This window comes from Frankia sp. RB5 (genome assembly GCF_059816245.1).
In genome coordinates, this window is sequence record NZ_JCBATA010000047.1 from 24,457 (window position 1) to 45,846 (window position 21,390).

Here is a 21,390-nt window from a genome sequence, read left to right on the forward strand (position 1 = left end):
TCGGCCCATCCCCGGCCAGAGCTGGCATGCTGGCTCCAGGGACGGCGGGAGTGATCCGTACACGCCACGCCCGCCCGCTCCGTCTGCGTGATCAGTGACACGGTCACGGCACCGGCGACCTGGTCCTCCCGATCAGTGGCCTGGTGGCATGACCGGCCCGGATAGTGCTCGGCCCCATCGTGATCGGTTCCATCGTCGTGGAGAGGAAGAGCCCGTGACCGTCGAAGTCGGCTCCGTCGCCCCGGACTTCTCGCTCAAGGACCAGAACAACGAGACCATCACCCTGTCGGACTTCCGCGGCAAGCGGAACGTCGTCCTGCTCTTCTACCCGCTGACCTTCACCGGCGTCTGCCAGGGCGAGCTGTGCTCCGTGCGCGACGACATCGGCTCGTTCCAGAACGACAACGTGCAGGTCCTCGCCGTCTCGGTCGACTCGCCGTTCGCCCACAAGGTCTGGGCCGACCAGCAGGGCTACGAGTTCCCGCTGCTCGCCGACTTCTGGCCGCACGGCGCCGTTGCGACCTCCTACGGCGTGTTCAACGCCGAGCGCGGCATCTCCCTGCGCGGCACCTTCGTCATCGACAAGGAGGGCGTCGTGCGCTGGAAGGTCGTCAACAACATCCCCGACGCCCGCGACCAGGCCGAGTACGTCAAGGCCCTCGCCGCCCTCTAGGATCCCCGCCGGGACCTCCGCCGGCGGCGGCCCGCACCCGCGTGCCCGCCGCCGGACCCGGCCCCATCAGGCGCCAGCAGTGTTCTTGTGGGTCCTCGGCGGCCGGGAACGTCCCCAGGACGGTCGCCGGTGCGTACGCTTGGTCTACTGGTCCCTTGATCTCCCGGGCGCGTAGCTCAGCGGGAGAGCGCTCGCCTTACAAGCGAGTGGTCGCAGGTTCGATCCCTGCCGCGCCCACGCGCTGATTCCGCGTGCTTGCCGATCTTTGGATCGGCTGCGGCACAGCCGCGATGCTGGCCGGGGGGCGACCCCCCGAGACCCCCCGGCGGGGCGCCTGCGGCGCCTCTGGGGCCGGGAGATCTGGTCGTTTGTAGCAACGCCTGTAGCAACGCGCACGGTGGCCACCCGTCGGGGGAGTCACTGATCAGCTGCCGATCAGGTGATCGTCGAGTCGGGCCAGAGCGGCGCGCTTCTCCCGCCATCGACGAGTGGGCATAGATCGTCATCGTCACTTCGATCGCGGAGTGGCCGGCGATCTCGCGGTCCCGGCAGGGTAGATCAGAACATCGTCGCCGACTCTCTTTTAGGGATCAAGGCGGGGTGCGGGCTCACGCCGCGCGACGGCTGCGCGTGGCGCCGGGGCGCCATGCTCGCCGGCGTGTCGGCAGCCCACACCCCTCAGTGGATCAACGGGCGTCCAGGAGCCCGTCGGCCGACAGGGTCGAGGACACGAGACGTGGCCGTCAGAGCCAGATCCGTGCGTCCGCTGGGACGGGTCACTCGCAGAGCCGCTTCCATGTCGTGGCGCCGGGCCGCAGTGTGAAGGTCACGCGATGCCCGGCGTCATCCGTGAAGACGACCTCCGTCCTGCTCACAGGCGTCAGGATTCCGTTCTGGTATGGGTTGCCCCAACCGTCCGGCGGGTTGAGGTTGCCGTCGTGCAGCGGCGGGACCAGCTCGTAGTAGCGGTCCTGGTAGTGCGCCTCGCTGATGCCGCAGTGCGTGTAGAGCCCGTAAGGCTTCGCCGGGCCCAGTTGCTCGGGTTCCGCGGGTGAGGACCCACAGCCGCCGAGCAGCGCGGTCAGGCAGGCGACGGCGACCGCGCTGGCCGCGCGCGTCCGTGTGGAGGCGAAGGCATACATCTGTTCTCCGTCGGTGTCGAAAGGGAAAGGCTTCCCGTTTCGACGCATCGCGCGCTATCCCTGGTTCCCAGGAAGCTGCCGGGAAACAACGTCAGGTCTCGAACTCTGGGGCACCTGGTGCTTTTTGTGCCTTACAAGCGGGTGATCGCAGGTTCGATCCCTGCCGCGCCCACGGGCCGGGTTCCTTGAGCTTGCCGATCTTCGATCGGCTGCGCGGTCCGTGGCATCGCCGTACACACGTACTTCGAGGTCGACTGGTCGGTCGTTCGGCTTCAGGCGGACGGTACTGGCTGGGGCGGGGGCGGGCCGACGTAGCGGGCTGAGGGTCGGATGATCTTGCTGTCCTCGGCCTGTTCGAGGATGTTGGCGGTCCAGCCGACGACGCGAGCCGAGGCGAACGTCGGCGTGAACATCGTGCGTGGCAGGCCGCACAGTTCCATCACCACCCCGGCGAAGAACTCCACGTTGGTGTGCAGCTCCCGGCCCGGCTTGAGTTCGGCGAGGATCTCCACGACACGCCGCTCCACCTGGACGGCGAAGTCGACCAGGTCCCCGCCCAGGTCCTGGGCGATCCCCTTGAGCATGCGGGAGCGCGGGTCCTCGGTCCGGTAGACGGGGTGGCCAAAGCCCATGATCCGGTCGCCGGACAGCACATGCTGGCGGATCCACGGGTCGATCCGGTCTGGCGTGCCGATCTCGTCCAGGGTGTCGAGCGCCCGGCTGGGGGCGCCGCCGTGCAGCGGGCCGGACAGCGCACCGAGCGCGCCCACCACACAGGCCATCAGGTCCGCGCCGGTCGAGGCGATCACGCGGGCGGTGAACGTCGAGGCGTTGAACCCATGGTCGACCGTGGAGATCAGGTACTTCTCGATCGCGGAGGTAGGCGCCCGCGCCGGTTCCTCGCCGGTCAGCATGTACAGGTAGTTGGCGGCGTGCGGCAGGTCGTCGCGCGGCTCGATCGGAGCCTGTCCCCGGCCGAGGCGGTGCAGCGCCGTCAGGATGGTCGGGACGAGGGCACTGGCGAACAGGGCGTCCTCGATCCGCTGTTCGCGGCCAGTGTCGTACAGCGGGCGGACGCCGCGGGCCGCGCCCGCCAGCGACAGGGCGGTGCGGACTTCGTCCAGGGGGTTGCCGGACGCGCCGGCCTCGGCGAGTGCGGGCAGCAGGGAGCGCACCGAGTCGGGGATGGCGCGCAGAGCCGACGTCCGCTGCTGGAAGGCCACGCGTTGGTCCGGGTCGGGGAGCTCGCCGAGGATCATCAGGTGCCAGACGTCCTCGAAGGTCCGCTTCCGCGCGAGCTCGATCGCCGAGTACTGCCGGTAGTGGTAGAAGCCCTCCCGGCCTCGGACATCGCTCAGTTCGGTCTCGGCGGCCAGCACGCCCGCGAGACCCCTGGGCACCTCGATCCCTCGTTCCGGTGCCCGCCTCGCCTGCCCTTGCGCACTGATCACGGCAATGTCATCCATGGACTCACGATGATTAGACTGTCCATATGTCGTCAACGTTGATTCTCATCAACGTGATCCAGTCCATAGGTCAAGGTATTGAGCGCGAGGAGCGAGCATGGCCGCTGAGGGACGCGACCCGTCACCATCGGCGGGGCGGCTGACCACCCGGCAGGTCGCCGATCGTCTCGGCGTGAAGACGGAGACGATCTACGCCTACGCGAGCCGTGGCCTGTTGACCAGCGAGCGTGCCGCCGGCGGGAAGGGCAGCACGTTCGATCCGGTGGAGGTCGAGCGCCTGCGGCGCGCGGACCGTGGTGACGCGGGCCGGCGTGAGGGCCGCGGCTTTCCGCAGATCAGCACGGCCATCACTCTCATCCGGGACGGCGGCCTGTACTACCGGGGCCGCGATGCCACCGCCCTCGCGGTCGGGTCGACCTTCGAGGAGGTCATCGCCCTGATGTGGCAGCGCGGCGACGGCTTCTCCGTCCCTTTCGCCGATAGCGAGGCACCGGTCCGCTGGCCGGGCGTGGAACTCCCGGGGATGAGGCTGCCGGACCGGCTGCGCATCGCGGTGCCGATCGCGGCGGCCGCCGACCCGTTGCGTTTCGACCTCGGCCCCGCCAGCGTCGCGGCGATGGGCGCCCGCCTGCTCGGCGACTTCCTGGCTGCGTTGCCCCTCCTCGGCGACGACGCCGACGATCCCGGTCTGGCCGCGCGGCTGTGGCCACGGCTCACCGCCATACCACCGACGCCGGATCTCCTACGGTGCCTGGAGGCCACCCTGATCCTGCTCGCCGACCATGATCTGGCCGTCTCGTCGGTCGCGGCGCGGGTGGCCGCCTCGGCCAGGGCCCACCCGTACGCGGTCGTCTCCGCCGGGCTCGGCGCGCTGGACGGCCCCCTGCACGGCGGCGCCAGCTCGCTGGCCTACCGGCTGCTGATCGAGACGCTGTCGGCCGGGTCGGCCGCGATGGTCATCGCCGACCATCTTCGATCCGGGCAGCGCGTTCCCGGCCTGGGCCACGCCCTCTACCCGCGAGGTGACCCTCGTGCGCGGGCTCTTCTTCGCCTGCTGGGCGCGACGGAGCACGGGGGTCCTTCGGTGGCCGCGATCGACGAGATCGTCACCGTGGCATCTCGTGACGCCTCCTTGCTCCCGAACATCGACGGCGCGCTGGCGGCACTCGCGGTCTCGATGGGAATGGGCCGCTACGCGGGAGAGGCCATCTTCATCATCGCGCGGACCGTGGGCTGGATTGCCCACGCCCTGGAGGAATACCAGGAGAAGCCGCTGCGGATGCGGGCGCTCGGCGTCTATACCGGCCCGGACCCCGAACACAGATGAGCGGGATTGCGCCGACGCCCGGTGAGACCCGAAGTGAGTGATCGAGGACGGGTGCCATGACGCCGGAGACGGACTCTGCCTGGCAGAAGTCCTGCGCAGCGGGGTGCGGAGGCCGGGGCGACCTGCCTTGCTGACGTGCGCGGACGCGCCCACCGGCGCGGGGCATCCTCCGTCGTGAGACGAGCTGGCGAACGAGAACGGCCCTGACACCCTGGGGCGCACCTCGGTAAGGCGGATCTCCTGTGGAGGGTGGATGAACCTGGGCTTCGATCGCGCCTTGGTACCCGACGAGAAGGTGTCTCATGGTGGGACGTGATCTTTGTGGGGCTCGTCGAGGTGTTGGTCGTTCGGCATGCTGAGGCTGTGCGGCCTCGGGTTGGTGGTCCGGGGGAGTGCGATCGGGCGCTCACCGCGGTCGGTCGTGGGCAGGCCGCTGCTCTCGCCGTGGAAATATGTGGGCGGCGGGCTCCGCGGCGTATCGCGTCCAGCCCTTATCCGCGTGCGTTGCAGACCGTCGCGCCGACTGCCGAGCGGGCGGGCGTTCCCATTCGCACGCACGAGGACCTGCGTGAATGGAAGTCAGGATTGCCGCCCACGCCGGACTGGCGGTCGTACTACGAGCGGGCATGGCGGGAACCCGCTATCCCGTTTGGGACCGGTGAAGCGCTGGAAGCCGTGGGCGGCCGAGCCGTGGCTGCCCTCGCTGAGGTGCTCGTGTGCGCCGACGGCGACGGCCCTGTTGTGATCGCGACCCACGGGACCTGGATCGCTCGCGCACTCCTCACCTACGGCCTGGATGTGGATGTCCAGTTCTGGCTGACCATGCCCACACCAGCGATCTACGCTCTGACCTTCCGTGGCAGCACTCTCACGTCGTCCGTTGGCCCGGGTCTGAAGTAGCGATGGCCCGATTGCGCGGCGTGTTCGGCGACGATCGGGCTGTGGGTCGTAGTTTCGTATTACGATAATGGGCGTGGAGATCCACTGGTCGGCCCGGAAGCACCGTGTGGCCGATGCGGACATGATCCATGCCGCTGCCGGGTATCTGGTCGCCTACGCGCTCGACGACGAGAACCCGCAGCGGGAGCTTCGGCTGGGCCCGGATCGGGCGGGCAACCTTCTGGAGATCGTCGTCCTGCTCCTTGACGACGGCGCCGAGTTGATCATTCATGCGATGCGCATGCGTCCGAAGTACCGGGATCTCCTGCCGTGACAAGGAGGGGTGAGATGGCGGACGGGATGAAACGGGATCGCACGTCGGGTGGGGTGCCGGTGACGGACGAGGTCGTGGCGCGACTCGCGGGGGAAGCCGAGTCCGGCTACGACGTGGACGCTTTGCGCCGCAGGGGCGGGAGGCGGCCGATCGGGTCCGCGCCGGGTGAGGTCGTGCCGGTGCGCCTGGATCCGGAGTTGCGGGCGGCCCTGGCTACTCGGGCCGCCGCGGACCACACGAACGCGAGCGAGGTGATCCGTCAGGCCCTCCGCGCCTGGCTCGACGTCGCCTAGCTGGGCTCGCCCTGCTCCCTGGCGCGTAGCTCATCGGGAGAGCGCTCGCCTTACAAGCGAGTGGTCGCAGGTTCGATCCCTGCCGCGCCCACGCGCTGATTCCGCATGCTTGTTGCTCTTCTCGCAACTGTGCCGGGGTCGCGATGCTTGCCGGGGGGCCGAGCCCCCGAATTCCCCGCGGGCCGAGCCCCCGAACGCCCTGCGGGCGCCCACCCAGGACATCGCTGGCAGGCGAACCTGTGATCCGCGCGGGCGAGTCGGCTCGGCTTAGGCGGATGGAACCGGCTGGGGCGGGGGAAGCAGGCATCCGCGGGCTCCCGCAGCCGTGTATCCGGTCGACTACGGTTACTTGGAAGGCGCCGTGGCCGCGGACGGCGACGGAAGCCTGACCGCTCGTGAATCGAAGGAGGAGCGGTGCCGCCGGAAACGGTTTCTGCCTGGCAGGAAGCCTGCGTGGCGGGGGACGCGAGGGCCGGGGCAGCCTGCCTGGCCGACGTGCTGTGGGTGGACATGCCGGCCGTCGGTCGCTATCGGTTCCAGGGTGAGGAGTCCATGCGGACGCTGCTCGCCGCCGCCCTCGACCACGTCGACGACATCCGGTTCGAGTCCGTGACCTGTGCGGACGGCCGGTGGATCCTGACCTGTCCGACCACGATCATGGGCCAGTCCTTCGCGGCGGAGCAGCGACTGACCCTGGACGGCGATGGTCGTATCAGCACGATCACCCTGATGGGCCAGCCTCCGTTCGCCTTCGTGCTGGAGATGGAACGGATCGGGCCTCGCCTGGTCGCGCCCGAGCCGCGGACCAGGCCGGGGCGCGGTCGCGTGTACCGGCGAGCACGCAGACCGCCGAATTCGGAATAGCCGGCGCTGTCGAGGTCGTGGGCGGGGCTGGTCGGAGCTCAGGAATGGCGTCCGTGAAGGGCGCCTGTTTCCGGTCTGTCCGGTGGCGGACATTGTCGGCAGTCCGACGTGAGAAGTCGAGGTGGCGGCGGCGTTTCCGTGGTCACATGACGCGGACAACGACCGCGATCGGAGGACGCCGTGACCCGCCCACCCCTTGTGCCCGGAGTTCTGTTCCTGCTCGGTTCCCTTCTGCTGGGAGCATGCGGGGCTGACAGATCGACGGCGGCGCGACCCTCGCGGGTGGCGGCCGCCGACAGGTCCGTCTCCTCGGCCGCGCCGCGATCCACCGCGCCGCTGTCGGCGGCACCGCATTCGGTCACGTCGGCAGCCGCGGCGACGCCAGCCGGACCTCCGGTGACCCGCACGCCTGCCTCGTCCGGTTCCCGTCCCGCGCGCGATGGCGACGTCGATGGTGACGGCAGGGCGGATACCCTCACGATTCTTCGGGCGGGGACGCTGCGCGTCCGTTACAGCCATGGTGGCGAGGACGATGTCCGCTTCGAGACCGGAAATCCCGCGTTCGTGGACGTTCACGTCCTCGGGAGCGCGGACGCGGATCGTGACGGCCACGCGGAGGTGTTCGTCCAGACCGATCAGGGCGCGTCCATCGGTGTCGCGACGATGTTCCGCTACGTGGGCGGGCATCTGAGACTCGCCACCCTTGGCGGCAAGCAGGTCGCGCTGGCCTATGGCGGCTCGACGGGCTTTCTGGCGAGCTGGGCATGCCGTCCCGCGCAGGTTCCCGCCGCGGCGCTCGTCACCTCCACCGGACCCAGCTCCGCGCCGAACATCTACACCCTGGACCTGCGCTACTACCGGTTCGACCAGGGGCGCGCCAGCCTGACGGAGCTCAGCCACCGCACCGCCGGCCCCGCCGCCCTCGACCAGCTCCCCACCGTCCGTGACGCGGTCAGCGGCGCCGCCGGATGCGGCAGCGCGCGGCTGACGTCCTGACGGCCGTCACTGCCGTCACTGCTGTCACTGCTGTCACTGCTGTCCATGGAGTTCGAGGTCTGTTGTGCCAGGCCGCGGCGGGGCGGCCGTCTCGGGGTGGATGAGGTCGTCGAGGAGGGACTCGAGGACGGACTCCTCGTGGATGGCGACGCCGCAGGCGGTCATGGCGGCGGCGAGTTCCGGGTCCCAGGACGCCTCGACCGGGGCGCCACGCAGGGGGAGCGCGGGCGTGTCGCGCCGGGTCGACTCGGCGACGGCGCGTTCGTAGTCCTGGGCGGCCATCCGCCAGGGCTCGGCGCCGAAGCGGGCGATGATCCGGTCCGCGAGCGCGAGGCCAGGCCAGTCGAAGTCGCCGTGGTAGCGCAGCCGCGCACCCGCCGCGACCAGACGCGCGAGCAGGTCGAGCACCACCGTCGACGGGCTGCCCGCCGTGCAGACCAGGGCGACCTCGGTCAGCCCGGCCGTCGCCGCGGCCTCGACCACCCGCGGGTTCTCGCAGACCTGCACGACCGCGGCCGACGTGCCCCAGGAGATGCGGGCGATCTCGCGCAGGGTGAGGTGCGTCTCCTGACCGTGGTCGGCCCGCTCGCGCAGGGCGCGTTCCCGCCAGCCGAGGCCCGGCGGGCGCAGCCCGTAGGTCAGGACGGTGGACGACACCTCGTCGACGACAACCCCGGCCGTACGCCACAGGGCGCGGCGGGCGGGCGCGTCGCGGGTGGCCTGGGCCGGATCCTCGCCGGCGGCCATCGCGAGGCCGCGCAGGACGAGCCGGGCGAGGACGGCACCATCATCGAGGCCGTGCGCGCTTCCGGTGACCCGTTCGGCGAGCTCACCGCGTCCGACGATGCCGGGCGGCTGCGCCGCGCCCTGGCCGGCCAGGAACGTGAGGGTGGCGATGGCCTGGGCGAGCAGGGTGGCGGCCTGCTCGGGGCCCAGCCGGGTCAGGCTGCCGGCCTGGCGGATCGAGGCGAGCCAGTGGGCCGGCCACTCCTGCGCATGGGCGGAGGAGAGGGGGAGCAGGGCGGTTGCCGCGTCGGCCCAGACGATCGCCCAGGCGTCGCGGCGGGCGCGGCGGGAGCCGGCGCGGTCCTCGACGGGCAGGTTCAGCGCCGCGAGCACGTCGACGAGGCCGCGGTCCGCGGCGGAGGCGCGCAGCTGGGCGTCGAGCAGGTCGAGGCGGATCGTCGCGCGGCCGTCGTGCAACGTGACGACGGTGCCGAGCAGCTGGCCGAGCGCCTCGCGTTCCTCGACCGTGACGTTCGCGAGGCACACCAAGCCGCGCGGGGCGAGGTAGTTGCCCTCCAGCCGCCGCCGCACCGCGACCCACAGCCGCCGCAGCGCCGGCTGCCCGAGCCAGGCGGCGGTGGCCGCCGGCAGCGGCCCGTCGGTCATGGGGAGACCAGCCGCATGCGGCGGCCGTTCCACTCGTAGTGCAGGGTGGCGACGCCGCGCACCAGCGGGTCGCGTAGGCATTCGTAGACGTGCAGGCTCGGCACGGCCGGGGCGTTGCCCCACAGGCGCTCGCTGGTCAGGACGAAGTCGAGGTCCAGATCGACGAGGAGTTCGAGCAGCTTCGCGTGGGTCGGCTCGTCGACCTTGGCGAACGCGTCGTCGAGCAGGATCATCCGCGGGACCCGGGGCTCGTTCTGCGCGAGCGAGGTGAAGTGCGCGGCCGCCGCCGCGAACAGCACCAGGTAGGAGACGACCCGCTGTTCGCCTTGGCTCAGGCCGGTGCGGGGGCCAAGACGGCGTTCCCGGCCGAACGCGTCGGTGACCCGGACGTCGAAGGTGTGCCAGTCCCGGTAGTCCAGCGCCTTGCGCAGGTGCGCCGCGTAGCCGGCGGACGGGTCGTCGGACCGTTCGGCTTCGATCAGCCGCTGCAACGCCTCGCGGAGCCGGTCGGCGGCGGCCGGCGTGCGCAGCCCGGACGGGATGGCGAGCAGCTCGACGGCCGCCCGGGTGTCGGCGTCGGCGTCGCCCCTGACCTCCCAGACGAGCCGGACGCCGATGCCGTGGGAGCTGCGGACCTCGGCGAGCACGTCGTTCATGTCGGCGACGAGCTGGCGGGCCGCGGTGAGCTGGCGGGTCAGGCTGTCGCCGAGCTCGCCGAGCAGGAACCGGCGGAACACGTCCTGCTCGCGGTCGGACAGCCGGGTCCGCGCCTCGGCGAGCTCGGTGGCGATGCGGCTCGCGAAGATCGCGACGGCGTGGGACCCGGTGTCGTCGAGGACCTCGACCATCTTGATGCCGTCGCGTTCGCCGACGGCGGCGTCCAGGCCGCCGGGCAGCGCCGCGCCCAGCTCCTGAGCCCGGCGCAGGATCAGCGAGTCGGACACGTCGAGGCGCGCCGCCGCGAGCCCGCCGGCGACCTCGCGGGCCAGCTCCTCCAGCCGGCGCAGGCGGGCCCGGACGTCGTCGGGCGCGAGGTCGTCCTCGGTGAGGGCATGGGGGATTTCGAGGCCGGCGGCGTCGGTGAGGCCGCCGAGCAGCAGCGCGGTGCGCAGCGCCTGACCGGAGGCGATGACGACCTGCTCCTGGCCGGCCCGGTCGGCGAGCGCCTGGTCGCGGCGTTCCTGGGCGCGCACGAGGGCGTCGCGGGCCTCGGCGGCGGCGCGCTCGGCGGTCGGGATCGCCGTGCGGGCCTCGGTGTGGCGGCGGGTGGCGTCGGCCTCGGCGTCCATGAGCTGCTGTTCGGTCGCGCCGATCGCCGCCTCCTGCTGGGCGAGCTCGCGGGCCGCCTCGGCATGGCGTTCGCGGGCGACGAGCGCCGTCTCGGCCGCGGCCTGGGCGTCGGCCAGGCGGTCCTCGAACGTCGTGACCAGCGCCGGATGGTTCTCGGTGAGCGACGGGATCTCCGCCAGGCCCTGACGGAGCTGGTCGATCTCACCACCGAACTCGCGGAACCCGGTGATCGCCTCGTCGAGCCGGTCGGGGTCGGTGGGAAGGTCCGCGGCCCGCGCGGTGGCATCCACCCGGCGCCGCAGCGCCGCCGCCTCGGCGACGGCGTCGCGGGCCCGCGCCCGGGCCTCGCCGAGCTCCCGGCGCGCGGACTCGACGGCGACGTCCGCGTGGTCGAGAGCCGTCCAGGCCCGGTCCAGGGAGGTGCCGCGGGGCAGGGCCCGCCGCAGCGCGCGCAGGTCGTCACGGCGGCGGGTCAGCGCCTCGACGGCGGATGTCGCGGCGTCGAGCTCCGCGGTCAGCCGGTCGATCCGTTCCGCGAGCTCCGCGAGAATGCGGCGCCTCGTCTCGGCGCGCACTCCCGCGCCGACGTATTCGGAGCTGACCTTGCGATGCGCGCCGGAGCTCACACCGAGCCCCCATCGCCCGTCCGCCGACACCCAGCTGTGCGGCCGCCCGCCGGCCGCCGGCGCGGGCATGCCGGACGGGACGACGGCGATGCTCGCGAGCAGCGCCGCGACCGTCTCGGCGGACACCGACGGCGCCTCGCGCGACCCCGGCGGGACGGCCGCCGGCCGCAGCACGTCCGCCAGGCTCGCCCCCGCCCCACCGGGCCGGTGCCCGGTGCGGACGGCGTGCCGGTGGCGGTGGCAGTGCCGGTGGCGGTGAGCAGGGTGTCGCGGGTGAGAGGGTCGAGCAGGACGCCGTCGGCGGCGAGCCAGCCGTCGAGCAGGCCGGAGGCCTCCAAGGCGGCTTCGAGGCCGGCCCGCGCCGCGGGGAGGACGTTCTCGTCGAAGTCGACCAGCAGGTACAGGGGCGCGCCCGTCGCCGGGGCGCGGTCATGGTCGAGGTAGTGGGAGCGGGGCGGGGCGGGGTCGCGTTCGGCGAGGCGGCGGCGCTGCTCGCGGCGGGTCTCGGTGAGCTCCCGGTCCCGCTCGCCGACGAGGGCGACCGCCTCGTCCCGTTCGGCGTCGACCTCGCGGACCAGCGGGGCGAGCAGCTCGTCGGCGAGACCTTCCACCTCGGCGGGCAGCTCGCGGGACAGCGCCCGGTCCCGGGCCGACGAGTCCGCCGCCCACCGGTCGGCGCCGGCAGGGCCGTGAGCGTCGGCGCCGGGCCCGCCGTCGGGCGCGTCGCCCCCGCCACCTGCCCCGGGCACCGCCACCGCGGCGAGCAGCGGGTTCGGGTTGACGTCCGGGCGGCCGGCGATCCGCGGGTCGGCGCACCAGGCCGCGGTCGCGTCGGCGTAGTCCACCGAGGCGACCAGCAGCTCCTCCTCGCGCCCGCGCCGCGCGTCGGCGGCGGTGCCCGCGCGGGTCTCGGCCTCGCCGGCCGTCGCCTCCGCCGCCTCGGCCCGGGTGCGCGCGGCCGCGGCGAGGCGCAGGTCGTCGCGCAGGGCCGCCGCGGCGCGCAGCCGTCCGGCGACCGTGGTCCGTACGTCCCGAAGACGGCGGCCGAGATGCTCCGCCTCGGCGCGCACAACGGCGACGTCGACCGTGGACACATCCGGGGTCAGCCGGGTGAGGGGAGCGCGCGGCGTCGGCCCGAGCAGCGCCGCGTCGACCCCGGTGCCCTGGGAGCGGCGGACCAGGCCGGTGTGTGCCCGGGCGAGCCGGCGGGCGCCGGCGGTGATCCGGTCGGTGTCGTCGTGGACCCGGGCGCCGGCGCTGCGGGCGAGCGCGGCGGCGGTGACGGCGTTCTTCTCGTCGGCGGCGGCCGCGGCGTCGAGTGCGGTGACGATGCCGCGGCGGTCCCGCAGCTCGCGCAGGGACTGGTAGGCGGTGCTGTCCCGCAGGGCCCGCAGGTCGGCGTCGGCAAGACGCTCGGCCTCACGCAGTGTGCCGAGGGCATCGGCGGTCTGCTCGCTCGCGAGCTGCGACGCGGTCACCGTCCGTTCGGCGTCGCCGGCGGCGCGGCGGCGCTGGCGCAGCAGCTCGAGGTCGTCGGCGATCGCACCGGCGCGGCGGCGCAGCACCCCGTGCAGGTAGCCGCGGTAGGCGGCGAGGAACGCGCGCAGCGCCTCGTCGGTGCGGGTGAGCCGGGCGAGTTCGGCGCGCACGGCGTCCAGGTCGTCGAGGTTGTGCGCGACGTCGTCGATGGTCTCCTCGTCGATCGGCGGCAGCGCCTCGGCGAGCAGATCGGCGAGCCCGCCGGCCTCGACCCGGTCACCGACGGTCGGGCGCCGCAGCCGGTGCAGCAGGTGTACCAGGTTGCGGTAGCGGCCCGTGTCGGCGAGACCGAACACGTCGCGCGCGACGCGGGCCCGGAACTTCTTCGCGGTGTCGTAGGTCGCCGCCTCACCCACCGCCGCGCGCAGCCGGTCGATCGGCAGCGGCTGCGCGCCGTCGACGAGCCGCAGCTCGTGGCCGACCCGCAGCGGCGTGACGAAGAACAGCGGCTTCGCCTCGCCCGTCGTCCGCGACGCCCGGACCGCGGCCCCGAGGGTCAGGAACGCCGCCTCGTCACCCCCGTCGCCCCCCGTCTCGCTGGACTCACGGTCGTCGTCGGGCAGAGTGCGGCGCAGCTCCAGCCAGAGGTAGCCGAGGCGGTTGGTCGCCACCGCGCCGTCGAGCATCAGCCAGCTCAGGCTGGTGCGGCCGGTTCCCGTCGCGTCCAGGGCGCGGGTGTCGCCGTCGAGCAGGAACGGCAGCAGCATCTCCAGCGCCTTCGACTTGCCGGCGCCGTTCTTGCCGCGCAGCAGCAGCCGCCCGTCGCCGAAGAGGAACTCGGCGTCGTCGTACTGCCAGACGTTGCGTATGCCGGCCCGGTGCAGCCGATAGCGCCACGGGTCGCGACCCGTGCCCGACAGGCCGGCGCGGGCGGTCGTGGAGCGGGGCAGCGGGACGCTCATCAGCCTTCTCCTCCATCGCCGCCGGTCCGCCTCCGGCGTGGTCGTGCCTGGCTGGGCTGGGGCTGGAACCGGGCCGCCGCCGCGAGCAGGACATAGCTGCTCGTGGCCGCTCCCCGGGCGCCGGTGGTGTCTGTGACCCGCCGCCCGGTCGCGTCCGTCGCGGCGGCACGCGCCCCGTCCGCGATGTCGTCATCCTCGCCGTGGGCCCCGCCGTCCTCGTCCCGGTCACCGTCCTCGTCCCGGTCACCGTCCTCGGACTCGTCGCCGACGCCGTCGATCGTCAGGGTCGGATCCGTCTGGGACTCCGCCGGCGACGCGGCGGCGCGCTCGCCGCGCGGGACCGCGCCGGCCGGGGCGAGCAGGCCCATCGAGACAAGCAGGTCACCTGCGGCGCGGCGCAGCGCCGGCGGGTCCTCGACGTAGGCGCGGGCCCACCCCGCGGACACCGCGTAGTTCTCGATCACCTGGGCGACGGTCACGTCGAGCATCGTGTCGGGCACCGGCACGCCGATGACCAGGCGGGCTCCGGTGGCGGGATGGCCGGCGTCCGCCGGGCGCAGCCGTTCGACGAGCTGGCCGGCGATCAGCAGCGCAGCCTGGGCGACCGTGCCGGTGCCGGGAAAGGGAATGTCCGAGGTCGCCTCGGCCGGGTCGACGGCGAGGATGCCCTCGGCGCGCAGCTCCAGGTCCAGCCCGAACTGTTCGTAGAGCATCCGCTGCTCCCGGCGTTGCGCGCGGCGCAGCCAGCCGCGCTCGTCGGGGGTCAGATCGTCGAGGTAGACGACGGGAGTCTCGACGATCAGCCGGCGCACCGCGTGGCGCAGCCCGCCGGGGCCGGGCCGCGCGGCGGCGTCCACCAGTTCGTCAGCCGTCTCGCTGGTGCGCAGCGGGCCGGCGACGAGGACCTGGGCGATCTCGCGGTCGACGGCGAGCAGCGCCTCCTGCCGGACGTCGTCGGCGTAGGCCAGCACAGTTCCCTCGACCTCGCCGAGCACCTCCCAGGCCATCAGCTGGGTCAGCGCGGCGACCAGCGCGCGCCGCTCGTGCTGGCGGTCGGGGTCGGCGAGCTCGATGCCGGCGTCGACGGCGGCCGTACGGATGCCCGAGACCAGCTGGGAGAGCAGCATCTGGTCGCCGGAGGTGACCAGCACCGACAGGGCGAGCGTCAGATAGGCGTAGTGACGCGGGGCGAACCGGCCGCCGGTGCCGCGGACCAGCCCGCGGCCCGCGCCGCGAGGCAGACCCGCCTTCACCAGCCGGGCGAAACCGGGCTCGACGATGAGACGGTAGCCCAGGTGCTGCGCGAACATCGCGGTGAGCGCGTCGGAGTGCCGGCGGACCAGGCGGAACCCGTCGGCGTGCGGTCCCCGCGCGGTCACCAGCGGGTGGGCGAGCAGCAGCCGGGCCGCGTCGCGGCGCTCCGCGGTGATCGCCTCGTCGTGCCCGGCCTCGCCCGCCCGTCTACGGCGGGTCTGCCCCCGGCCGGCGCGCCGCCCCGTTCCGGCCGTCACCGCGCCACCGCCGAGTGTCGTGCCTGAGCCTGCGCAGGCGGACGACCGGTGGGAGCCGGTGCGTCGGTGGCCGCCGGATCGGCGGCGGAGCCGACGTGAAGCACCAGGTCGTCGATGCGCAGGTCCCCGTCCGAGCTGCTCAGGGTGAGCCGCGCGCCAGCCACATGCGTGACGGTCAGCGCGAGGTCGACATCCTTGGCGGACGCATGGGCGCCGTCGAACGTGACGGCCCGCAGCGCGGTACCTGCAATGGGACCGGCCTCGGTACCAGTGCCGGTACCAGTGCCGGTACCAGTGCCAGTACCAGTGCCAGTACCGGTGCCGGTGCCGTCGCCGTCGTCGTCGGTGTCGTCGGTGTCGTCGGATGGGCCGGGGCCGGTCAGGCTGGACGGGTCTTCGCCTGGCCGGTGGGCGCGGGCGGCGCCCAGTGCGCTGGCGAGCAGTTCCAGCAGGAGGGCCAGCGCGGCCGGGGAGAGCCGGATGCCGTCGAGGCGGCCGCCGGCGGCGCGCAGTTCAGCGGCCGCGGCCTCGCGCGCCCGGGCGGCCTGCGCGGCCTCCCGCAGGAGCCGCTCCTTCTGCGCCGAATGGTCCTCGGCGCCGGACGTCCGCCCCCGCGTCGCGCGGTTACCGCGTTCGCGCAGGCTGACGGGCACGCCGACATCCGGCCCGTGCCACCAGCTCGCCGACGCGGCCACCGGAACGTCGGGGCTGAGCGCATAGGAGACGTGCCGCGCTCCGTACAGCCCGAACGCGGCCGCGAACAGGTCCTCGGCCTCGTCATGGTCGGCATTGTCGAACCAGCGGGCCAGACGCAGCAGGTCACGGCGCCGCGACACCTCGCCGCCGGCGGCGCGGATCATCCGCTTGGCGTTGGCCAGCAGCGACTGCAGGGCCCGCAGCGTCGCCGAGCGCAGCTGGTCGACCTCGCTGGGTGCGTCGCTGTCGGACTCGAACCAGCCGCGCAGCGCCGTCCAGTCGGCGGGATCACGGCCCGGCCCGCGACGGATCCGGGTGCCCGGGGCGATGTCGGCGAGGCCGGACAGGCCCGGATCGGCGGCGTCGAGCGCCGTGATCAGCGCCGGCAGGTGCGGCTCGCAGCGGCGCAGGTCGGCGGCGACCCGTGGGGCGAGCAGCGACACCTCCTCGGTGATCGATTCGACGTAGTCGAGCAGCAGGTCCTTGAACCCGGTGTAGTCGGCGCTGTCGAGGTCGTAGCGGGAGAGGACGGAGCCCAGGTAGGCGTAGAAGTCGCGGACCGAGTCAGCGAACTCGGCGAACTGGACGAACAGGGTGCCGATCCGGTCACCCGCGTCGGCGAGGTCGACCCCGCCCGGTGCCTCGAGCAGATCGGCGAGCTCAGCCAGGCCGCGGGCGACGAGCGCGAGCATCTGCCGGCTGACCTCGCGGGCCGCGTCCGCCGCGCCGAGCACCTCGTCGACACTGCGCTGGATCCGCTCGCCGAGCCGCGACATCTGGAACCGCTGCCGGGCCTGCCGGTACTCCCGGATGCTCGACGCGCGGACCGTGTGCGAGCTGCGCAGCAGGTTCCCCCAGGACAGCAGCTTCGTCAGCCGGTCGGCGACGGCGTCGGCGTCGACCTCGATGCCCTGCTCGGTCAGGCGCGCCGCGACCTCGGGCGCGGAGAAGTCGACCAGCAGCGACGACACGAACAGCCGCATGATCGCCACATAGACCGTCCGGTCCGGAACGGTCAGGTAGGTGTATCCCTCCAGCCGCTCGGACTCCTCGACCCCCACCCCGTCCGCGCCGTCCGCACCCGGGCCATCCGCGCCCGAGGCGCCAGATGCGACCTGATCCCCGTCATCGTGCATGGACGTAGCGTAGGTGCACGGTCCGACATGTCCGGGCACGCGCCCTCAGCCTGGCCGGGTGGACCACAGGCTGGCGAGGGGGACGGCGAGGACGTCCTCGGTCAGGCGGAAGACGCGCGGACCGGTGTGGACGAGTAGCCCGAGGGCCAGCCTCGATCCGAGCTGATCCCGCAGCCACGTGAGGTGACGGGCATCGGCGCGAGACGGCGCGGCCGTCGCCTTGACCTCGACGGCGATGACCTGCCCGTCCCGGGCCTCGATGAGCAGGTCGATCTCATGGCGGCCGCCCGCGTCGCGCAGGTGGTAGAGGTCGGCACCGACGACGCTCAGCGCGCACTCGGCGCGCAGCTGAGCGGCCACGAGGGTGTCGATGACACGGCCGAGCAGGTCGCCGTCCCGCATCGCACGACGCTGGTCGATGCGCAGCAGCGGGCCGAGCAGGCCGGGATCGATGAGGTAGCGCTTGGGCAGGCGGGTCTCACGGGCGGTCCGGTTGGCCGCCCAGGCGGGAACCCGTTGGGTGATCATGAGGGTGTCGAGGAGGTCGTCGTAGCCCAGGGCGGCGTCGCGGCCGATGCCGGCGGCGTCGTAGAGCAGCTTGTGGGTCGGGGAGCCGGCCGTGTTCGCGGCGATTACCTGGAGGTATCTGCGCAGGCGCAGCGGGTCCCGGGCAATGCCGAGGGACGGAGCCTCGCGGGTCGCCAGGTGGTCGACGTAGCTGACGAGCCAGCGGTCGCGGGCTCGGTCCGCCGGCGCCTGCAGGGCCTCGGGCCAGCCGCTGGTGAGGGCCTCTGTCAGGTAGCTGGTCAGGTCCCAGTCGCCGTACGGGTCGGTGAACGCGTCAGCGCCGTCGTCGAGAATCCTGTCGATCAGCGAGGGCGCGGTCGGGTCGCCGTGGCGCTCGCGGCCGACGAGGGGAAACATCGTCAGGCGCACGATCCTGCCGGTCGCGGGCCAGCCGGAGGCGGTGACGTCGGCCTGGGAGGAGCCGGTCAGCACGAATCGTCCGGGGCGCGGGTCGTCGTCGACGGCACGTTTCACCGCGCCGAGGATCTCGGGGACCACCTGCCACTCGTCGATCAGGATGGGTTCGTCGAGCCCACGCAGCACGGCGTCCGGGTCGGCGCGTGCGACGGCGGCCTGAGCGGGGACGTCGAGGCGCAGGATGGAACGGCACAGCCGGCGGGTCGTCGTCGTCTTCCCGCAGGCGCGTGGACCGACGACCAGGACCGCTGGGTGCGCGGCGATCACATCGGCGAGCTCGGTGTCCAGCAGGCGAGGAACGTAGGCGCGCACAGAAGGTTCCGATCAAGATTTTCACACACAGTTGACCATGGAAATTACACATTGATCAACTGCAAGATAGCACGCCTCGCCGCGCCCAGGATCGCACCAGATGCGGAGCCGGGGCGCGGCGACGTTCGACCGGTCGTTGTCGCCGTGTGTGCCTTCTCCTCTGCACGCAGTCGCCATCTGGGCTGCCATCGGCGTTGGCCATGCGTTCAGCCGGCGGTCGTCAGGATGCAGCACTCTGCGCGAGGAGTGCGACGGTGCGCACTCTTTCGTTCGGATTCTCCGTGAAGGAGCAGCTGCATTGCCCAGGAATCTGCGTGGCCGGATGCGACGCGTCGCCGTCGCCCTGACCGTGCCCCTCGCCGCCCTCACCCTCGTCGCCACCGGCCTTGTCGGCCCGGCATCGGCGGCGGCGGCGGACGTGCGGATCAACGAGGTCGAGTCCAGCGGCGGCACACCCGGTGACTGGGTCGAGCTGACGAACATCGGCACGGCGGCCGTCGACGTCTCCGGCTGGGTCGTCAGGGACAACGACAACGCGCACACGTTCACCATCGCCGCGGGGACCTCGCTGCCGGCCGGCGGCCACCTGGTCGTCGACGTCGAATCGGCGTTCGGCCTGGGCAGCTCCGACTCGGTGCGGCTCTACCAGCCGGGCGGCACGACGATGGTGGACTCCTACACCTGGACGTCGCACGCGTCGACGACCTACGGCCGCTGCCCGGACGGCACCGGCGCGTTCGCGACGACCGCGGCCTCGACCCGCGGCGCGCCGAACTCCTGCGTCATCCCGGTGACGGCGTGGCCGGGCGGCTCGTCCGTCAGCGTCGCCGACGGCGCGGGCGTGCTCGGCACCAACGTCAGCGGCCTGTCGTACCAGACCTCCAGCGTGCTGTGGGCGGTGAAGAACGGTCCGGGCACGCTCTACAAACTGGTGCCGAACGGCACGACCTGGAGCCCCGACACCACCGGTGGCTGGTCCGCGGGCAAGGCGCTGCACTACGCCAACGGCAGTGGTGATCCGGACGCGGAGGGCGTGGCCGTCACCCCGGACGGCATGGTGGTCTCCACCGAGCGCGACAACAGCCATGACACCGTCAGCCTGCTGAAGGTCCTGCGCTACGACGCCTCCTCGACGGCCTCCTCGCTCACCGCCACCGCCGAGTGGAACCTCACCGCGGACCTGCCCGCCGTGGCCGCGAACAGCGGCCTCGAGGCCATCTCGTGGATTCCCGACTCCTACCTCACCGCGCACGGATTCCGCGACGACCACACGGGCGCCGTCTACGACCCGGCGACCTACGCCGGCCACGGCAGCGGTCTCTACTTCGTCGGCCTGGAGGCCAACGGGACGGTGTACGCCTACGCCCTCAACCAGGCCGGCACCGCCTACACCCGGGTCGCCACCATCGCCAGCGGCTTCGCCGCGGTGATGGACCTCGAGTACGAGCCGGCGACCGGCCATCTGTGGGCGGCCTGCGACGACACCTGCTCCGGCCGCACCGCGACCCTCGACATCAACGCCCAGGGCCGGTTCGCCGTCACCGCGGTGCACGCCCGCCCCACCGGGATGTCCAACTACAACAACGAGGGCTTCGCTCTCGCTCCCCAGGACGCCTGCGTGAGTGGCGTCAAGCCCGCCGTCTGGTCCGATGACAGCAACGACGGCAGCCACGCGCTGCGCACCGGCACCCTGACCTGCTGACCCTGACCAGGAGCCCGGTCCTCTGCCGGGTTCATCCGTGACGGGACCGCCGCGGCACCTGCCCGGCGGTCCCGTCACAAGCACCCACGGCCCGGTCCCGACCACGGCGCCACCCACATGTCCGCGTCCGCTTTCCGCGTCCGCCCGGGCCTGATGCCCGGAGACGCGTTCTGGCCCGCGGTCCGCGGCCTCCCGCGATACGCGACACTTGTTTCGGCGCCGCGGCTGCTGTCGGGGCCGGCGCCAGGATCGCCGGACGAGGAGGAAGACGCCGTCGCATGAGGCTTGTCGCCGTCAGTCTCGCCGTCGTGCGGACGGGGGAGTGGACCGGGCGGATGGGACGCACGGGCATCGACAAGCGACCGGCGCGGGGCCCGGTGCGCGTCGGGGTGCTCGGTCTGGACGGTGACACCATCGTCGACCGTAGCCATCATGGCGGCGCCGACCGCGCCGGATACGCGTACGCCGCCGAGGACTTCGCCTGGTGGTCGCGGGACATCGGCCGTGAGCTGCGCCCTGGCAGCTTCGGCGAGAACTTCACCACCGCCGGGCTGGACGTGACGGGCGCGCGTATCGGCGAGCGCTGGGCGATCGGGTCGACCGAGTTCGAGGTCACCGCGCCGCGGGTGCCGTGCCGGGTCTTCGCCGGCTTCTGGGACGTGCCCGATCTCGTCGGGCGCTTCGTCCGGCGCGGACGGCCAGGCGCCTACCTGCGGGTTCTCGTCGAGGGCGAGGTCACGGCGGGAGACCCGATCACGATCACCCACCGGCCCGCGCACGACATGACCGTGGGACGGGCGTTGCGTGCGCTGACCACCGAGCCGGACCTGCTCGCCGAGCTCGCCCCCCTGGTGAACGTGCTGCCCGCGGACGTCGCGGCGACCGTGCGCCGCCGGACCGCCGCCCGGGAGCGTCGCGGGCCCACCGCGGCCCCCGCCCGCGGCGCCGCGCAGGGAGTGGGCGCCGCGGGCGGGTGAGCGTCACTCGCAGGCGATGCCGTCGCCGTCCCGGTCCAGGTGGCTGTCGTAGCCGGGTTCACCACGGTGCAGCGGCGCCACCCCGGCGGCCCGTGCCGCGGCGCAGTTCCGGTAGTAGGTACTCGAGGAAGCCGGCGACTGGCCGGCCTGGGGCTGGTCGGCTGCCGGCTGGTGCGCGGGTGGGTCGGCCGCTGGTGGCTGCGCGGCCTGGCCTGGCAGGGTTGCCGGGGCGGTTGTCGCGATGGACTGTGTGACAGCGGCCCGTGTGGCGGTGGCACCGGCCGCTGTCGGCGTAGGTGTGAGAGTTGCCACCTGGCTTCCGCTGTCTCCCGCCGGCGGCGCCGCCGCT

General features: G+C 72.9%; 17 protein-coding genes and 2 tRNA genes. 11 read left to right on the forward strand and 8 right to left on the reverse strand.

Features of this window, described 5'->3' with window-relative positions:
• The first annotated feature begins 214 nt into the window (after positions 1-214).
• Positions 215-673, forward strand: a complete 459-nt coding sequence (locus AC6EXY_RS22700; RefSeq protein ID WP_101830271.1) for a peroxiredoxin — start codon at positions 215-217, stop codon at positions 671-673.
• A 165-nt stretch (positions 674-838) separates the two neighbouring features.
• Positions 839-910, forward strand: a tRNA-Val gene (locus tag AC6EXY_RS22705).
• A 539-nt stretch (positions 911-1,449) separates the two neighbouring features.
• Here AC6EXY_RS22705 and AC6EXY_RS22710 read toward each other — a convergent pair.
• Entirely contained in the window at positions 1,450-1,815 is a 366-nt protein-coding gene (locus tag AC6EXY_RS22710) for a hypothetical protein (RefSeq protein WP_499818098.1), read from the reverse strand.
• A gap of 272 nt (positions 1,816-2,087) precedes the next feature.
• Entirely contained in the window at positions 2,088-3,215 is a 1,128-nt protein-coding gene (locus AC6EXY_RS22715) for a citrate synthase/methylcitrate synthase (protein ID WP_243407183.1), read from the reverse strand.
• A gap of 163 nt (positions 3,216-3,378) precedes the next feature.
• Between AC6EXY_RS22715 and AC6EXY_RS22720 the strand changes: the two genes are divergently transcribed.
• The 7 genes from AC6EXY_RS22720 to AC6EXY_RS22750 all read left to right on the forward strand — a co-directional run bounded on the left by AC6EXY_RS22720 (position 3,379) and on the right by AC6EXY_RS22750 (position 7,974).
• Positions 3,379-4,608, forward strand: a complete 1,230-nt coding sequence (locus AC6EXY_RS22720; RefSeq protein WP_499818099.1) for a citrate/2-methylcitrate synthase — start codon at positions 3,379-3,381, stop codon at positions 4,606-4,608.
• Between the two features lie 336 nt (positions 4,609-4,944).
• Complete coding sequence (locus tag AC6EXY_RS22725) at positions 4,945-5,508, forward strand: histidine phosphatase family protein (protein ID WP_279354590.1); 564 nt, start codon at positions 4,945-4,947, stop codon at positions 5,506-5,508.
• Between the two features lie 121 nt (positions 5,509-5,629).
• Positions 5,630-5,821 carry a hypothetical protein gene (locus AC6EXY_RS22730; protein ID WP_243407184.1) on the forward strand — a complete coding sequence of 64 codons (192 nt, stop codon included), beginning with the start codon at positions 5,630-5,632 and terminating at the stop codon, positions 5,819-5,821.
• 14 nt (positions 5,822-5,835) lie between these two features.
• Positions 5,836-6,114 carry a ribbon-helix-helix protein, CopG family gene (locus tag AC6EXY_RS22735; RefSeq protein ID WP_243407185.1) on the forward strand — a complete coding sequence of 93 codons (279 nt, stop codon included), beginning with the start codon at positions 5,836-5,838 and terminating at the stop codon, positions 6,112-6,114.
• A gap of 20 nt (positions 6,115-6,134) precedes the next feature.
• Positions 6,135-6,205, forward strand: a tRNA-Val gene (locus tag AC6EXY_RS22740).
• Positions 6,206-6,567: 362 nt separating this feature from the next.
• On the forward strand, positions 6,568-6,978 hold the full coding sequence (locus AC6EXY_RS22745; RefSeq protein WP_133150563.1) for a nuclear transport factor 2-like protein: 411 nt from the start codon (positions 6,568-6,570) through the stop codon (positions 6,976-6,978).
• Positions 6,979-7,374: 396 nt separating this feature from the next.
• Complete coding sequence (locus AC6EXY_RS22750) at positions 7,375-7,974, forward strand: FG-GAP repeat domain-containing protein (protein WP_499818101.1); 600 nt, start codon at positions 7,375-7,377, stop codon at positions 7,972-7,974.
• 33 nt (positions 7,975-8,007) lie between these two features.
• Here AC6EXY_RS22750 and AC6EXY_RS22755 read toward each other — a convergent pair whose 3' ends face one another.
• From AC6EXY_RS22755 to AC6EXY_RS22775, 5 genes are all read right to left on the reverse strand, one after another.
• Positions 8,008-9,366, reverse strand: a complete 1,359-nt coding sequence (locus AC6EXY_RS22755) for a TIGR02679 family protein (protein WP_499818102.1) — start codon at positions 9,364-9,366, stop codon at positions 8,008-8,010.
• Positions 9,363-11,456, reverse strand: a complete 2,094-nt coding sequence (locus AC6EXY_RS22760) for a TIGR02680 family protein (RefSeq protein ID WP_499818103.1) — start codon at positions 11,454-11,456, stop codon at positions 9,363-9,365. Before AC6EXY_RS22760 ends, AC6EXY_RS22755 begins: the two co-directional genes overlap by 4 nt.
• A gap of 2,266 nt (positions 11,457-13,722) precedes the next feature.
• The gene (locus AC6EXY_RS22765) at positions 13,723-15,234 is read right to left on the reverse strand and encodes a TIGR02678 family protein (RefSeq protein WP_499818104.1); all 1,512 of its coding nucleotides are present in this window, start codon (positions 15,232-15,234) and stop codon (positions 13,723-13,725) included.
• Positions 15,231-17,066: a TIGR02677 family protein gene (locus AC6EXY_RS22770; protein WP_101830279.1), complete on the reverse strand. Its 1,836-nt coding sequence runs from the start codon at positions 17,064-17,066 to the stop codon at positions 15,231-15,233. Before AC6EXY_RS22770 ends, AC6EXY_RS22765 begins: the two co-directional genes overlap by 4 nt.
• A 45-nt stretch (positions 17,067-17,111) precedes the next feature.
• Positions 17,112-18,362 (reverse strand): ATP-binding protein, encoded by a 1,251-nt coding sequence (locus AC6EXY_RS22775; protein ID WP_499818105.1) that lies wholly within the window; start codon positions 18,360-18,362, stop codon positions 17,112-17,114.
• A 298-nt stretch (positions 18,363-18,660) separates the two neighbouring features.
• On the opposite strand from AC6EXY_RS22775, the gene AC6EXY_RS22780 reads away from it, so the two are divergent.
• Complete coding sequence (locus AC6EXY_RS22780; protein WP_499818106.1) at positions 18,661-20,064, forward strand: lamin tail domain-containing protein; 1,404 nt, start codon at positions 18,661-18,663, stop codon at positions 20,062-20,064.
• 278 nt (positions 20,065-20,342) lie between these two features.
• Positions 20,343-21,041, forward strand: a complete 699-nt coding sequence (locus AC6EXY_RS22785; RefSeq protein ID WP_101830282.1) for an MOSC domain-containing protein — start codon at positions 20,343-20,345, stop codon at positions 21,039-21,041.
• A gap of 3 nt (positions 21,042-21,044) precedes the next feature.
• On the opposite strand, the gene AC6EXY_RS22790 is transcribed toward AC6EXY_RS22785, so the two are convergent.
• Positions 21,045-21,353, reverse strand: coding sequence for an excalibur calcium-binding domain-containing protein (locus tag AC6EXY_RS22790; RefSeq protein WP_243407188.1), 309 nt, complete (start codon positions 21,351-21,353; stop codon positions 21,045-21,047).
• Between the last annotated feature and the right edge of the window lie 37 nt (positions 21,354-21,390).

Excerpts from the sequence above, each read along its gene's own strand:
- AC6EXY_RS22710 (WP_499818098.1), bottom strand. The coding sequence starts at position 1,815 with ATGTATGCCTTCGCCTCCACACGGACGCGCGCGGCCAGCGCGGTCGCC.
- AC6EXY_RS22720 (WP_499818099.1), top strand. The coding sequence starts at position 3,379 with ATGGCCGCTGAGGGACGCGACCCGTCACCATCGGCGGGGCGGCTGACC.
- AC6EXY_RS22730 (WP_243407184.1), top strand. The coding sequence starts at position 5,630 with ATGATCCATGCCGCTGCCGGGTATCTGGTCGCCTACGCGCTCGACGAC.
- AC6EXY_RS22735 (WP_243407185.1), top strand. The coding sequence starts at position 5,836 with ATGGCGGACGGGATGAAACGGGATCGCACGTCGGGTGGGGTGCCGGTG.
- AC6EXY_RS22755 (WP_499818102.1), bottom strand. The coding sequence starts at position 9,366 with ATGACCGACGGGCCGCTGCCGGCGGCCACCGCCGCCTGGCTCGGGCAG.
- AC6EXY_RS22770 (WP_101830279.1), bottom strand. The coding sequence starts at position 17,066 with ATGCACGATGACGGGGATCAGGTCGCATCTGGCGCCTCGGGCGCGGAT.
- AC6EXY_RS22785 (WP_101830282.1), top strand. The coding sequence starts at position 20,343 with ATGAGGCTTGTCGCCGTCAGTCTCGCCGTCGTGCGGACGGGGGAGTGG.